We start from the raw sequence: 13,185 nt of genomic DNA, 5'->3' as shown, positions 1-13,185 counted from the left end.
CATGAAGGTCGAAGCGAAACTCTTCGAGTTCCTCACCGCGTTCTTCTTCCTCGCGGGCATCCTGTACACCGTCGCGACCGCGATCTGGGGCCCCGGCTACGGCTACGGCGCCGTGGAGTGGGTCGGCGTGACCGGCATGTTCCTCACCGGCGGCCTGACGCTGATCATCGGCACCTACTTCCGGTTCGTGTCCAATCGCGTCGACACCCGCCCCGAGGACTACGAGGACGCCGAGGTGTCCGACGGTGCCGGCGAGCTCGGCTTCTTCAGCCCGCACTCGTGGTGGCCCATCCTGCTGTCGGCGTCCGTCGCCGTGGTGGGCATCTCCGTGGCCCTGCAGCTCTACTGGCTCTGGTTCTTCGGTGGCCTGCTCGTCGTGGGCGCCGCCTGGGGCCTCGTCTTCGAGTACCACAAGGGCCCCGAGAAGCACTAGGACACGTTCTTCAGCGACGCCCGCCCCGGTTCTGAGAAATCAGTTCACCGGGGCGGGCGTCGCTCTTCCGTCGGCGTTCACTGCCGCGTCCCCTCCGAGTCGCCTCCGTCTGATTGCATGCACCCATGACGCAGGCCAGAGCCGGGCTGTCCGTACGCAGACTCACCGCCGACGAGGTGCGCGGCAGGGGAGGGACCGTCGCCCCGCCGAAGGTCAAGTTCGACTTCGCCGAGGCGGAGCCCGAGGCGTACGGTGCCGGCGACTACGACACCGTCGGCCACGTCGGCGTCGTCGAGGCCCCCGAGCGGTCCTACTTGGCCGTCGACACCGTCGGCAGCCCGCGCACCTCCGAAGACTTCCGCGCGGCCGCGGAGGCCCTCTACGCGGCCGCCTACGGCGTCAAGGTGCGCAACAAGGCGCTCTACCGGCGCGGTACCCCCGGCGCCGACGAGGCGCCCCGGAGCGACTTCCGGATGCCCCCGCTCGAACGCCTCCGCGGCGACGTGGCGCCCCAGCACACCGACTCCGCTCGCTGGACCCTGCTCCTGCGTCGGCCGGCGTGGATCGACGAGGCGGAAGTGGGGGACGTCCTCGAACAGCTCGAGGTCAGTAAGGGGCTGAGTCTGGCCCGCGTGCGCAGCCTCGACCTGCCCGCGTCGTCGTACCTCCAGACCCGCGTCGACGGGCGCTGGTCGGCCGCCCTGACACCCACCGCGAAGGCCTTCGCCGTGCAGCTGCGCGAGCGCGGCCTCACGGCCGTCGACGGCGCCTGGCACGAGGTGTGCCTCGGCAAGCCCGGCGCCCCGGTGGGGGAGAACAGCTACCTGCTCCGCCTGCGCCTGGCCTGAATCAGCGGCGCTCGTCGCCGCGGGCGCGGGCCCACGTCACGTCGTCCCGGCTGCGTCGTTCGCGCGTGACCCCGGCGACGGTGCCGGGCGCCGCGACTCCGAAGGCCGTCATCGACGTCACCTCCCACTCCCGCGGCACTCCGAACTCGACGGCGACGGCGTCGCGGTCGAAGGCGCGGAACTGGTGCGCGTCGAAGCCGATCGAGAGCGCCTGCAGCGTCATGTGCGCCACCGCTTGGCCCAGGTCGTAGCGGGCGAACTCCGAGTACTCCCAGTCCGTGTCCTCGACGAGAACCCGGGCGAGGTTCACGACGATCGCGGAGGCGTCCGGCGCCCACCGTGCCGAGCTGCCCGCGAGGTGCCGGACGATTCGCGCGTGCACGCCGTCGCCGCGGCGGCCCACGACGAACGCCCAGGGCTGCGAGTTGCCGGCCGAGGGAGCGAGGCGGGCGGCGTCGAGGATCGTGTCGAGCGCGGCGTCGCCGATCTCCGCGTCGGCGTCGAACGCCATCGGGCTGCGCCGGCGCAGGACGGCGGGATGGACCTCCGGGACGACCGGGATCTCGCAGATGCTCACGGAGTCCATTGTGCGCGATGACCGTGGGCCCTCCCGCCGGTGCGCGGACACCCCGTTCGGGCGGGGCGACGGTGCTGTCCGCGCTGCGGCGGACCGTCGGACCCGGAAACGACTGCGGCCCCTCCCCGGGGTAGGGGAGGGGCCGCAGCGGCTTCGTCAGGACTTACTCGACGTCGATCTTGCCGCCGTTGTCCTGGACCTTCTTGAGCGCCTCGAGCGCCTTGAGCTCGTTCGCGTGGTCGCGGGCGGCGTTGTCGCGCTGCTCCTCGGCCGAGTCGGCCCGCAGGAACGAGCCCGTGCCGGGCTGGCCGGCCGCGCCGAGCTGGTTGGCCTTGGTCGGGACGACCGCGCCCTCGTAGGGGAGCGGCACGGCGTGGCCGTGCTCGTCGACCGGGCCGAGCGGCTGGTGGAGCTCGATGAACTCACCGTTCGGGCGACGCACGATGACGCCGGTCTCGATGCCGTGCTCCAGCACCGCGCGGTCGGCGCGCTGCAGGCCGATGCAGAACCGGTAGGTCAGCCAGTAGGCGACCGGCGGCAGCACGACCAGGCCGATGCGGCCGATCCACGTCATCGCGTTGAGCGAGATGTGGAACTTCAGCGCGATGACGTCGTTCACACAGGACAGCGTGAGCACGATGTAGAACGCGAGGGCCATGGCGCCGATCGCGGTGCGCACCGGCACGTCGCGAGGACGCTGCAGGATGTTGTGGTGCGCATCGTCGCCGGTGAGCTTCTTCTCGATCCACGGGTAGCCGATCATCAGGCCGATGATCACGCCGATGATGATCGCCACGAACGCGGCGCCCGGAACCGTGTGGCCCCAGAAGTAGAGCTCCCACGCCGGCCACAGACGGGCCAGGCCGTCCGTCCACATCATGTAGACGTCGGGCTGCACGCCCGCGGAGACCTTCGCCGGGTCGTACGGGCCGATCGTCCACACCGGGTTGATGGTGAAGATGCCCGCCATGAGGGCGATGATGCCGAAGGTGGCGGCGAAGTAGGCGCCGGTCTTGACCGCGAAGACGGGGAGGATGCGGACACCCACCACGTTCTCCTCGGTGCGGCCGGGGCCCGCGAACTGGGTGTGCTTCTGGTACCAGACCAGGGCCAGGTGGCCCGCGATCAGCGCCAGGATGATGCCCGGGAACAGCAGGATGTGCAGCACGTACAGGCGCGGAATCAGCAGCTCGCCGGGGAAGTCCCCGCCGAACAGGGCCCAGTGGACCCAGGTGCCGACCACGGGGAGGCCCACGACGATGCCCGACATCGCGGCGCGGACGCCGGTGCCCGAGAGCAGGTCGTCCGGGATCGAGTAGCCGAAGAAGCCCTCGAACATCGCGAGCAGCAGCAGCGCGCAGCCGATGACCCAGTTGGCCTCACGCGGGCGACGGAACGCGCCGGTGAAGAAGATGCGGGCCATGTGGATGATGATCGACGCGGCGAACATCAGGGCGGCCCAGTGGTGGATCTGGCGGACGAACAGGCCGCCGCGCACCTCGAACGAGATGTCCAGGGTGGTGGCGTAGGCGCGCGACATCGCGACGCCGTGGAGCGGCTCGTAGGCGCCCTCGTAGTGGACCTCCGACAGCGACGGGTCGAAGAACAGGGTGAGGTAGACGCCCGACAGCAGCAGGATCACGAAGCTGTACAGCGCGATCTCGCCCAGCATGAAGGACCAGTGCGTGGGGAAGACCTTGTTGATCTGGCGGCGGATGCCCGGCGCGAGGTGGTATCGGGAATCCACCTCGTTGGCCTGCTGTCCGACGCGCTCGCCGAGTGTGGTCATCAGTGCGTCGCCTCCCAGAAGGCCGGTCCGACCTGTTCGATGAAGTCGCCGTTGGCGACCATGTAACCCTGCTCGTTCACCGAGATCGGCAGCTGCGCGAGCGCGCGGGCGGCGGGACCGAAGACCGGCTTGCCGTACTCGAGCGCGTTGAACTGCGACTGGTGGCAGGGGCAGAGGATGCGGTTGGTCTGCTGCTCGTACAGCGACGTGGGGCAGCCGAAGTGGCTGCAGACCTTGGTGTAGGCCCAGTAGTCGCCGTAGTTGAAGCTCTCCTGACCCTCGCGCTTGATCGCGCGCACGGCGTCCTCGGGACGCAGGCGGATCAGCATGACGGGGTTGCGGATGCCCTTGAGGCCGTGGAGCAGCTTGAGGCGCGACTCCTCGGTCTCGCCGAAGCCGTCCGAGACGCGCCACGGGAACACCGTCATCATGCCGCCGGCGTCGAGGTCCTCGGCGCGGACGAGCTTGACCTTGTACGGGTCGCCCACGTCGTTGCGGAGGAACACGGGCTCGTGGTTGAGGTCGCTCGAGAAGTCGTTCTCCAGCGAGTTCCAGTACGGGGACCAGCCGGTGTGCCACAGCGGCGAGGCCTCGCGCTTGGCCCACGGGTTCTTGATCAGGCCGCCGACGAAGCCGGCCGCGGCACCGAGGCCGAGGACGCCGACGCCGAACCCGGCCGAGGCCATGATCATCTTGCGGCGGGGGAGCGTGGAGGTCTCCAGCGCGTCCTTGAACAGCGCGGCCGTGGTGGCCTTGTCGACCTTGGACGAGCCACCGGCGTCGTGCCGCTGCTGGACCGCGATCTCCTCGGGAATGAACTTCTTCGTGAACTGCACGGTGCCCGCGAAGACGCAGAGCAGCGAGAGGCCGAAGGTGATGCCCAGCATCGGCGTGTACAGCGTGTACCACCAGTAGTGGGCGTCGTCGATGCCCTGGTACTTCCACGGCCAGAAGAGGAAGACACCGAGCAGCGCGGCGCCGAAGACGCCGGCCAGGGCGAACCACAGGGCGACGGTGCGCTCGGCGCGCTTCTCAGCGCGGGTGCCCGGGACGGGCCAACGGGGCTCGCGGTAGACCAGCTCGACACCGTCGAGGTTGGTACCGAGCTTCACCAGCTCCTCGTGCGACAGGTTGTCCAGTTCGTCGTCCGACGGGACGTTGTTCAACGGCTTGGCGGTCAATTCCTGCTCCCAACCCACATCGCGGCGCCGACGACGGCGATCATCCCGGTCACCCACATCACCATGCCCTCGGACGCGGTACCGAAACCGCCGAGGCCGTGGCCGCCGGGGGACTGCGTCTCGCCGACGTTCTTGATGAAGCCGATGATGTTCTTCTTCTCTTCAGGCGACAGTGCACGGTCCGAGAACTTGGGCATGTTCTGCGGGCCGGTCAGCATCGCGGCGTAGATCTCCTGCTCGTTCGCGGGATCCAGCGGAGGCGCGAACTTGCCACCGGACAGGGCGCCGCCCCGGCCGGTGAAGTTGTGGCACGAGGCGCAGTTGAGGCGGAAGAGCTCGGCGCCGGCGCCGAGGTTCTTGCCGCGCAGCGACTCCTGCGCGATGACGCGGTTGCCGTTCTCGTCGCGCTTGATCGAGCCGTCCGGGTTGTACTCCCATACGATCGACGGGCCGCCGCCGATGGACTGGATGTACGCGCCCATGGCGTCGATCTGCTTGGCGTCGAACTTGGCGGGCTTGCGCACGATCTGCGAGGAGTTGACCGTCGCGGGCATGCGGCCCGAGTGCACCTGGAAGTACACGGCGGAATCGCCGACGCCGACGAGGCTCGGACCGCGGTCCTTCACGCCCTCGAGGCTGGCGCCGTGGCAGCTGATGCACGAGGTCTCGTACAGGCGCTTGCCGTTCTCGACCTGCGCGGCGTCGAAGTCGTCGGCGATCGCGACCTGCGGGGTCGGGCTGGCGATCGTGGCGACACCGCCCGCGGCGAGGAGGCCGCCGACCAGCAGCGCCGCGCTCGCGAACTTGCGGCGGAGCTTGCGCTGCTTCCGGGCCTTCTGTGCCGAGGCGACGGACGCGCGCCCTGCACCGTCGGGCCCGCCTTCCTCGCCGGCGGGCTCAAAGTTGGCTGAACTCATCTGCTATCCCTCTGTGATGGCGACTGAGATAAACGTCTTTAGCGAATGATGTAAATGACGGCGAAGAGGCCGATCCACACCACGTCGACGAAGTGCCAGTAGTAGCTGACGACGATCGCCGAGGTCGCCTGGGCGGGCGTGAACTTCGAGGCGCGGCTGCGGGCCAGGATGAAGACGAAGGCCACGAGGCCGCCCATCACGTGCAGGCCGTGGAATCCGGTGGCCATGTAGAACACCGAGCCGTAGACCGAGGAGCTGAGGGTGAGGCCCTCGCCGATCAGGGTCTTGTACTCGTTGAGCTGGCCCGCGACGAACGCGGCGCCCATGATGAGCGAGACCAGGTACCAGATGCGGAACTTGAAGACGTCGCCCTTCTCCGCGGCGAAGACGCCCAGCTGGCAGGTGACCGACGAGGCGATCAGCACGATGGTCGGCGGCAGGGCCGCGGCCAGGCTGATGTTCGTGTCGGCAGGGGGCCATCCGTTCTCCCCAGCTCCGGCCCGCGCCACGAAGTACATGGCGAAGAGCCCGGCGAAGAACATGAGCTCGCTCGACAGCCAGACGATGGTCCCGACGCTGACCATGTTGGGCCGGTTGAGTGAGTGCACGCGCTGGGTGATGGCTGTAGCTGAGGTCGGTGCGGCGCTAGTCACTCCGCAAGTATGACCGGTCGTAGTATCGAATGCCTACCCGGGTCGCAGATTGGGCGCGTCGAATCTCGCGGGCAGGCTGCGCGCCCTCCGCTCGTACACTCGAAACACCACGTCAACGGCTGGATCGGCCCCGGCAGATAAGGCATACCTTGCCCTACGACCTCAACGGCAGACCCGAGCAACGGACCCGTCTGGGCCGGTTGCTGAGCCACCTCTCCGCGCGCACCGTCGAAGAGTTAACGCCCGGGCACCCGGGTTTGGTTCCCGTCGCCGCGTCGGACGACGACGCGGCGGCCTCCTCGTCGGTCCTCGATGCCGCGGAGGCCTTCGATCCGGACGCGCAGAGCGTGCTGCGGCACGTCCTCGAAGTGCCGCCCGCGGAGGTCGACGAGGTGCTGCGGCTCGTCGCGCAGGACCGGTACGAGCGGATGGCGCCCGACGGTGCCGCCCTCTCCGGGCCCGCGGGGCTGGAGACCGTGGTCGTCGCGCGGGTGCAGAAGGTGGACGCGCTGCACGTCTCCCAGGAGCGCTCGCGGATGGCCGGCGTGACCGCGCGGCACGGCGGCCGGGCCGTGTTGTGGCAGGTGCTCCAGATTCCTGCTTGACCGCCCCGATTACAGTTGCGGCCATGGATTGGCCGACGGTTCTCACCGAGCTCACCTCCCAGCGCGACCTCAGCGCGGAGCAGGCGCGGTGGGCGATGTCCGAGATCATGAGCGACGGGGCGACCCCGTCGCAGATCTCCGCGTTCGGTGTCGCCATGAAGATGAAGGGCCCGTCGCCGGTCGAGGTGCGGGCGCTGGCCGACGTGATGCTCTCGCTGACGACCCCCGTGCCCTTCGGCGCGCGCGCCGTCGACATCGTCGGCACCGGCGGCGACCGCTCGCACTCGGTCAACATCTCCACGATGAGCTCGATCGTCGTGGCCGCGGCCGGCGTGCCCGTGCTCAAGCACGGCAACCGGGCCGCCTCGTCCAAGTCGGGCGGCGCGGACTGCCTGGAGGCGCTCGGCGTCGCGATCGGGCTGAACGCCGACGGGGTCGCGCGCACCACCGCCGAGCTGGGTATCGGCTTCTGCCTCGCCTCGGTCTTCCACTCGGGCCTGCGCTTCGCCGGCGCGACCCGCAAGGAGATCGGGATCCCGACCGTCTTCAACGTGCTCGGCCCGCTCACCAACCCCGGCCGGCCCTCGGCCGGTCTCATCGGCTGCGCCTTCGCCGACCTCGCGCCCGTGGTGGCCCAGGCCTTCGCCGACCGCGGCGGGCAGGACCACGTCATCGTCGTCCGCGGCGATGACGGGCTCGACGAGCTGACCACCACGGCGACCTCGACGGTGTGGCGCGTGCAGGAGGAGGGCGTCGGCGTGGAGTCCGTCGACCCGCGTGAACTCGGCCTGGCTCGCGTGGCGATCGAGGACCTGCGCGGGGGCGACGCGACCGTGAACGCGGCGATCGCCCGCACCTTCCTCGCCGGGGAGACCGGCCCGGTCCGCGACGCGGTGCTACTCAACTCCGCCGGCGCCGTCGCCGCCTACGAGGGGCTGACGGCGGGGGAGTCCGTGCAGGACGCGCTCGCGGCGCACCTGCCGCGGGTCGCCGAGGCCGTCGACTCGGGTGCCGCGGCCGCGCTGCTCGACCGCTGGGTCGCGCTGTCGCAGGAGATCGCGGGCTCGTGAGCGACGCGGGACTGGACCGGATGCGCGCCGACGCCGAGGCGCGCGGCCTGACGGTGACCGTGCGCGAACGCCCGGCGGCGCGGAGCCTGGAGGAGGCGGCCGCGCTGATGGACCTGCCGCCGTCGCAGCTGGTGAAGTCGCTGGTCGTGCGCCGGGGCGAGGGGGCCTACCTGTTCGCGTTGGTGCCCGGCGACCGGTCGATCGCCTGGCCCAAGCTGCGCGCCGTGGTCGGCGTGAACCGGCTCGCGATGCCGCCCGCCGACGAGGCCCTCGAGGCCACGGGGTACGAGCGCGGCACGATCACGCCCGTCGGGGCCCGGGGCGACTGGCCGGTGTACGTCGACGAGCGGATCGCCGGCGCGACGGTGGCCCTCGGTGCCGGCGCACACGGGCACAGCGCGATCGTCGACGCCGACGCGCTCGTCGCGGCGTACGGCGCGACCGTCGCCGACATCTCCGACTGAGCACCCACGAACAGAACGCACAAAATTCCATTCCGTGGAATTCAGGGTTCCGCGCGCCTAACCTTGACACTGTGAGTAAGCGCACCGTCTCCCCGCAGATCGCCCGTTCCTGGCTGCTCGTCCCGGCCTCCCATCCCGAGTCGTTCGCCGTCGCGCAGGCCAGCGAGGCCGACGCCGTGATCATCGACCTCGAGGACGCCGTCGCCGCGAAGGACAAGGATCAGGCGCGGGCGGACACCGTCGAATGGCTGTCGACCGGCCATCGCGCCTGGGTGCGCATCAACGATGCGGCGAGCGAGTACTGGAGCGCCGACTGCGCCGCGCTCAAGCAGTGCGCCGGACTCGAGGGCGTGATGCTGGCGAAGTCCGAGGGGTCGAGCCACCTCGACGACACGGCGGACCGGCTGCCCGACGGTACGCCGATCCTCGCGCTCGTCGAAACGGCCCGCGGGATGCAGAACGTCGAGCGGATCGCGTCGGCGCCGTCGACCTTCCGGATCGCCTTCGGCACGGGCGACTTCAAGCGCGACACCGCCGTCGGCGAGGATCCGATCGCGCTCGCCTATGCGCGATCGCAGCTGGTCATCGCCTCGCGGGCGGCGCGCCTGCCCGCACCGATCGACGGGCCCACCCTGAACATCGCGCATCTGCCCACCGGGACCGCCCTGGCGAAGGAGATGGGTATGTCGGGCAAGCTGTGCCTCACGCCGGAACACGCGGGGACCATCAACAGCGGCCTCAGTCCGAGCGATGCGGAGGTGGCGTGGGCGCACGGCTTCATCGACGCCTTCGAGAAGTCGGGCGGCAAGATCACCGACGGCTCCGACCTGCCGCGCCTGGCGCGGGCCCAGAAGATCGTGCAGCAGGCCGTCGACTTCGGCATCGAGGTCGAGGCCGCCGAGGTCAGCCACAGCGGCTACTGACATTCGCGCCTACCCTTCAGGCATGGGGTGGTTCGGGAGGAAGAAGTCGGTCGAGGACCAACGGGACCCGTATCTGGGTCTGCTGACGGTGCGCGACGCCGATCGGTTGCGGGCTCTGACGCGGACGGTCTTGGCGGAGAACGGGTTCGAGGCGCAGCTGCGCGGTAACCATCTCGCCGTGGCCGATGGGCGCACGGTGGGGCTCGACAACCTCGTGCGCAAGGTTCGCGACGTCGGCGATGGGGAGTGGGATCGGATCGTCCGGTCTCATCTGGCGCCGCTGCTCAGGCCCACGGAGGATCCCACCGGCGACGAGCTGGAGACGCGGATCGTGGCGCGGCTGCTGGATGTCTCGGTGGGCTCCGGCGATCCGCGGCTGACCTTCGACTACGGGCTGCACTGGCAGCCGGGCGTCGCGGAGATCCTGGTGGTGGATCATCCCGATCACGTGAGCATGCTCGGCGACGGTTCCGTGCGCGACCTGGCGCCGCTCGGGCCCTGGTACGACCGCGCGCGGCGCAACCTGTTCCGCGAGCTGACCGAGACGGCGGTCCGCGTCGAGACAGTGGAGCACGACGGGCACCGGTTCCAGTGCGCCCTCAGCGAATCCGTGTACACGGCGAGCGGCGCGCTGCTGCTGCCGGACCTGCTGCCGCGCTGGGGGCCCGGCATCGACCTGCGCGGCGGTGTGCTCTTCGCCGTGCCGTTCCGCAACCAGCTGGCCTTCGCCGCGTGCTCGGACGCCGCGTCCGCGCTGGGCGGCCTCATGCTGCTGCCGGTGTTCGCCGCCAACGGCTACTCCGACGGGGTGGGGCCGGTCTCGCCCAACGTCTATTACTGGCGCGACGGCGTGGTGACGCAGATCAGCAGCATCGCCGAGGACGCGCTGACCGTGACCCCGCCGCCGGAGCTGCTGGAGATGATCGACGGCGAGTAGGCGTCAGTTGCCGATGTCGAAGCCCGCGTCGACGTCCGCCGACGCGTACTCGCGGAAGGCGATGTGGGTGGACGTGCTCGCGACGCCGTCGATCCGGTTGATCTTCTCGGTGACCACCTCGGCGATCTGATCGTGCTCGCGCACGCGCACCTTCGCGATGAGGTCGATGTCGCCGGCGCACGAGTACACCTCGGAGACGCCCTCGATGTTCGCGACGGCCTGCGCGGTCTCGGGGATGCGGTGCACGTCGGCGTTGATGAGGACGATCGCGGTGATCACTGCGGGGCCTTCCGGTCGATCTGGCGCTCACGCGGCGTGCGTGGCCTCCTCACTGTATTGCCTGGCGCGCCCGCGCGGATGCGCCGCCGCCGCCCGGGCGTCGCGGCCCGCCTCCGAGGCCCGCCCGGCCCATGCGAGCCAGCGACCCGCGCCCGCGAGCGGCTCGCCCCACGTTCCCTGTACGTCGACGATGCGCGTGCCCGGGCGCAGCGCCCAGCGGCGCAGGAGCGCGGCCTCCTCGGGGCTGGCGCCGTGCAGGTTGTCGGAAGGGAAGAGGGTGCCGGGCACGTCGGGCGCGGCGAGCTCAGCGCCGGCCGCCTCGTACACCGATTCGGCGCCCGCGCGCAGACGGTCGAAGACGGGCATCGGCGGCACGCCGCGCGGCGCCACGCCCGCCGCGGCGAGGCGGCCGTGCCGGACGATCGAGAGCTCCCACCCGCCGGCGCCGTCGGGGTGCGCGATCGACAGCTCGGGGACGTCCGCGAAGGCGACCAGCGCGTGCGAGCGGGCGACCGCGTCAACGAGCCGCGCGGCGCGGTCTCGCAGGCGGGCCGCAGACTCGAAGAACTCCCGCTCCGCGAGGGCCGCCAGGCGGGCCTCCAGCGCGTCGAAGACCTCCGACGAGCGTCCGGTGAGTGCGGCGGCCGCGCGGTCGGCCCGCGGCCGGTACAGGGCCGCCGGCTCGGGCAGCGCGACGGAGGCCTGGCACCCGCCGAGGGGACGCGCACCGTCGGGCCCCAGGGCGCAGGCGTGGACCGCCCCGGCTCGCAGTCGGGTGGTGCACGTACGGAGGCCGCACGCCTCGGCGAGCAGGTCCGCCAGATCGGCGGCGTCGGTCCGCGAGCGCACCGGCCCGATGCACGCGGCGCCCGCGGGCGCGGAGCGTTTGATCGCGAGCCGCGGGAAGGCCTCCGTCGTGAGGCAGATCCACCACCCGCGCTTGGGGTGCTTCGACCGCCGGTTGTACGGGGGAGTGTGCGCGGCGATGAGGCGCAGCTCCCGCGCGGCCGCCTCGAGCGCGTGCGCGCACTCCACGTGATCGACGCGCTCCGCGAGGCCCACCATCTCCTTGATCCGGCCCCGCGTCTCGCCCGACGTGAAGTAGCTCCTGACCCGGCGTCGGAGGTTCCCGGACGTGCCCACGTAGAGCACCTCGTCGCCCGGTCCGCGGAACAGGTACACGCCGGGCCGCTCCGGCAGCGGGTCGGCGAGGTGGCGCTTGGCGCGCTGCTGCGGCGTGACCGAGGGGAGGTGCCCGCGCAGCTCCCCGAGCGTGTGGATGCCGAGGTTGCCCACCCGGCCGATGAGCCCGTGCAGCACCTCGACGGTGGCCCGGGCGTCGTCGAGCGCGCGGTGCGTCGGGGTGGTCTCGGTGCGGAACAGGCGCGCGAGCTCGCTGAGCTTGACCGACGGTGCCTCGTCCCGCGTGAGCACGCGCCGGGCGAGTTGGACGGTGCAGAGGGACGCGGGCTTCGGCCACGGGGTGCCGGTGGTGGCCGCGGCGGCCTTGAGGAACCCGAGGTCGAACCGGGCGTTGTGCGCGACCAGGACCGCGCCGTGGGCGAACTCGAGGAACGAGGGGAGGACGGACTCGATCCGCGGAGCGCCGGTGACCATCGCGGTGGTGATGCCGGTGAGGTGGGTGATGTGCGGCGAGATCCCGCAGCCGGGGTCGACGAGGGTCGCGAACTCGCCCAGGACCTCGCCGCCGCGCACCTTGACCGCGCCGATCTCGGTGATCGCGTCCCCGCCCCTGGGGGAGCCGCCCGTGGTCTCCAGGTCGACCACGACGAAGGTCACCTCCCGCAGGAGCGGGTCGACGGTGCCCGTCTCGCAATCGTCCAGGCTGAGCTGCATGCGGCGACCGTAGAACACCCCACCGACAGGTTTCCGCCGCCCGAATGCGCGCTCGAAAGTTGTCGGCGGCGGGGGCTAGCGTCGCCGGCATCGAGAACCCGACGACGAAGGGACACCGCCATGACACTGCACGTCGACTGCTCCACCTGCCCCGCCCGGCCCCGAGCCTGCGGCGACTGCGCCGTGGGCTTCCTCCTCGGCCCGGTCGTCGTGGCCGCACCGACCGGGCCGGCCGCCGTCGAGGGCCCCGGCGAGCCGCCGGTCACGGCGGAACCTGGCCTGAGTGACGCGATCGCGGCCTTCGCGAACGAGGGAATGTTGCCCCGCCTCAGGGTGGTCCCTGACCAGGCGAAACGAGCCGGTTGAGAGGGTCGTCGCGGGTGTCTCGGGGTGCTTCCCCGGCGCGTCCGGCTAGACAGGCGCGTTTCCGTTTCGTAATCTTTCTGAGACCTTGCGGAGGTGCCCGGGGCGAAAACCGTCCCGTCTCCCGAGGTCACCGCCTAAGAGGGCGCGAGGCCTCGCCGGGGACCCACACGTGTTATCCGGGGTGAATCGCCGGAGGCTCTCGAGCCTCCGGGGTAGGGCATCTTCCTCGCCCGAACCCGTCAGCTAACTCGGTCGGCGGTCGGGAAGAAACTTAGGAGAATCGCTT

The 13,185-nt window shown here is 70.8% G+C and carries 15 protein-coding genes and 1 riboswitch; of the genes, 8 read left to right on the top strand and 7 right to left on the bottom strand.

Annotated elements, in window-relative coordinates:
- Window position 1: 1 nt before the first annotated feature.
- Both ACNAYW_RS18645 and ACNAYW_RS18640 read left to right on the top strand, forming a co-directional pair.
- Window positions 2-433, top strand: coding sequence for a cytochrome c oxidase subunit 4 (locus ACNAYW_RS18645; protein WP_068521058.1), 432 nt, complete (start codon window positions 2-4; stop codon window positions 431-433).
- A gap of 125 nt (window positions 434-558) precedes the next feature.
- The gene (locus ACNAYW_RS18640) at window positions 559-1,281 is read left to right on the top strand and encodes a hypothetical protein (protein ID WP_415851146.1); all 723 of its coding nucleotides are present in this window, start codon (window positions 559-561) and stop codon (window positions 1,279-1,281) included.
- 1 nt (window position 1,282) lies between these two features.
- Here the strand turns inward: ACNAYW_RS18640 and ACNAYW_RS18635 are convergent, their stop codons facing one another.
- From ACNAYW_RS18635 to ctaE, 5 genes are all read right to left on the bottom strand, one after another.
- Window positions 1,283-1,858, bottom strand: a complete 576-nt coding sequence (locus tag ACNAYW_RS18635; protein WP_415851145.1) for a nitroreductase family protein — start codon at window positions 1,856-1,858, stop codon at window positions 1,283-1,285.
- 163 nt (window positions 1,859-2,021) lie between these two features.
- The gene (gene qcrB, locus ACNAYW_RS18630) at window positions 2,022-3,647 is read right to left on the bottom strand and encodes a cytochrome bc1 complex cytochrome b subunit (protein WP_415851144.1); all 1,626 of its coding nucleotides are present in this window, start codon (window positions 3,645-3,647) and stop codon (window positions 2,022-2,024) included.
- The gene (qcrA, locus tag ACNAYW_RS18625) at window positions 3,647-4,828 is read right to left on the bottom strand and encodes a cytochrome bc1 complex Rieske iron-sulfur subunit (protein WP_415851143.1); all 1,182 of its coding nucleotides are present in this window, start codon (window positions 4,826-4,828) and stop codon (window positions 3,647-3,649) included. The genes qcrB and qcrA overlap by 1 nt, the downstream gene beginning before the upstream one ends.
- Entirely contained in the window at window positions 4,825-5,745 is a 921-nt protein-coding gene (gene qcrC, locus ACNAYW_RS18620) for a cytochrome bc1 complex diheme cytochrome c subunit (RefSeq protein ID WP_415851142.1), read from the bottom strand. Before qcrC ends, qcrA begins: the two co-directional genes overlap by 4 nt.
- Before the next feature lie 38 nt (window positions 5,746-5,783).
- A complete protein-coding gene (gene ctaE, locus ACNAYW_RS18615) occupies window positions 5,784-6,398 on the bottom strand; it encodes an aa3-type cytochrome oxidase subunit III (protein ID WP_415851141.1) in 615 nt (204 codons plus the stop codon).
- A gap of 149 nt (window positions 6,399-6,547) precedes the next feature.
- Between ctaE and ACNAYW_RS18610 the strand changes: the two genes are divergently transcribed.
- The 5 genes from ACNAYW_RS18610 to ACNAYW_RS18590 all read left to right on the top strand — a co-directional run bounded on the left by ACNAYW_RS18610 (window position 6,548) and on the right by ACNAYW_RS18590 (window position 10,397).
- Entirely contained in the window at window positions 6,548-7,003 is a 456-nt protein-coding gene (locus tag ACNAYW_RS18610; RefSeq protein ID WP_415851140.1) for a hypothetical protein, read from the top strand.
- 23 nt (window positions 7,004-7,026) lie between these two features.
- Window positions 7,027-8,073 (top strand): anthranilate phosphoribosyltransferase, encoded by a 1,047-nt coding sequence (gene trpD, locus ACNAYW_RS18605; RefSeq protein WP_415851139.1) that lies wholly within the window; start codon window positions 7,027-7,029, stop codon window positions 8,071-8,073.
- Entirely contained in the window at window positions 8,070-8,537 is a 468-nt protein-coding gene (locus tag ACNAYW_RS18600; RefSeq protein WP_415851138.1) for an aminoacyl-tRNA deacylase, read from the top strand. The genes trpD and ACNAYW_RS18600 overlap by 4 nt, the downstream gene beginning before the upstream one ends.
- A gap of 71 nt (window positions 8,538-8,608) precedes the next feature.
- Window positions 8,609-9,460, top strand: coding sequence for an HpcH/HpaI aldolase/citrate lyase family protein (locus ACNAYW_RS18595; RefSeq protein WP_415851137.1), 852 nt, complete (start codon window positions 8,609-8,611; stop codon window positions 9,458-9,460).
- 22 nt (window positions 9,461-9,482) lie between these two features.
- Entirely contained in the window at window positions 9,483-10,397 is a 915-nt protein-coding gene (locus ACNAYW_RS18590; protein WP_415851136.1) for a hypothetical protein, read from the top strand.
- Window positions 10,398-10,400: 3 nt separating this feature from the next.
- On the opposite strand, the gene ACNAYW_RS18585 is transcribed toward ACNAYW_RS18590, so the two are convergent.
- Window positions 10,401-10,676: an Lrp/AsnC family transcriptional regulator gene (locus tag ACNAYW_RS18585; RefSeq protein WP_238220680.1), complete on the bottom strand. Its 276-nt coding sequence runs from the start codon at window positions 10,674-10,676 to the stop codon at window positions 10,401-10,403.
- A 27-nt stretch (window positions 10,677-10,703) separates the two neighbouring features.
- A complete protein-coding gene (locus ACNAYW_RS18580; protein ID WP_415851135.1) occupies window positions 10,704-12,533 on the bottom strand; it encodes a DEDD exonuclease domain-containing protein in 1,830 nt (609 codons plus the stop codon).
- A gap of 120 nt (window positions 12,534-12,653) precedes the next feature.
- Here ACNAYW_RS18580 and ACNAYW_RS18575 point away from each other — a divergent pair, with 120 nt between their 5' ends.
- Entirely contained in the window at window positions 12,654-12,899 is a 246-nt protein-coding gene (locus ACNAYW_RS18575) for a hypothetical protein (protein WP_415851134.1), read from the top strand.
- A gap of 121 nt (window positions 12,900-13,020) precedes the next feature.
- Window positions 13,021-13,172: riboswitch (cyclic di-AMP (ydaO/yuaA leader) on the top strand.
- Window positions 13,173-13,185: the final 13 nt, after the last annotated feature.

The sequence above is a fragment of the Tsukamurella ocularis genome (assembly GCF_965138335.1).
In the GTDB taxonomy this organism is placed as follows: domain Bacteria; phylum Actinomycetota; class Actinomycetes; order Mycobacteriales; family Mycobacteriaceae; genus Tsukamurella; species Tsukamurella ocularis_A.
This window is presented reverse-complemented; position numbering and strand designations above follow the sequence as displayed.